At 51.2% G+C, this 650-nt stretch carries 2 tRNA genes and 1 rRNA gene; all 3 read left to right on the top strand.

From position 1 onward, the window contains the following. Positions 1 to 63 (top strand): 16S ribosomal RNA (locus tag AC07XB_RS39020); the annotation flags it as partial. Between the two features lie 61 nt (positions 64 to 124). Continuing rightward, positions 125 to 201 (top strand) — tRNA-Ile (locus AC07XB_RS39025). 47 nt (positions 202 to 248) lie between these two features. Then, a tRNA-Ala gene (locus AC07XB_RS39030) sits at positions 249 to 324 on the top strand. The last annotated feature ends 326 nt before the right edge of the window (positions 325 to 650 follow it).

Raw genomic sequence — 650 nt, forward strand, 5'->3', positions numbered from 1 at the left:
ATGACTGGGGTGAAGTCGTAACAAGGTAGCCGTATCGGAAGGTGCGGCTGGATCACCTCCTTTCAAGAGCGTGCATCCTAAGTCGAGCGTTCACACTTATCGGTTTGTTTGCTGTTACAGCCAAGGGTCTGTAGCTCAGGTGGTTAGAGCACCGTCTTGATAAGGCGGGGGTCGTAGGTTCAAGTCCTACCAGACCCACCAAGTTACGGATGGTGGTTCGAAGCTGAACCTCCGGACAGAAGTAAATTGGGGGATTAGCTCAGCTGGGAGAGCACCTGCTTTGCAAGCAGGGGGTCGTCGGTTCGATCCCGTCATCCTCCACCAATTACCTCGCACTTCAGTGTGCACCTTGGGTTGGTCGTCAAAGGCAAGCGCTTAGGATTGAGCGTTTGCCTTTGGCCTTGGCCAAGACGTTGCGAGACGAAGTCTCGCGCGGCTGTTCTTTAACAATATGGGATGTAGTAAAGGTGTCGTGAGCGTTGATGAGACGCTGAAGTAAAACACGATACCGGGTTGTGATTGTATCAACCGAAATGTATTTAAGTGATCGAAAGATGACTTGGAATACGGCACAAATGCGAGAACTCATCCTGTAGCGAGCACGGCTTGAACGCAAGTTTGAGACACACTCGTTATAGGGTCAAGCGAAC

This window comes from Cupriavidus sp. GW821-FHT02F09 (assembly GCF_059421605.1).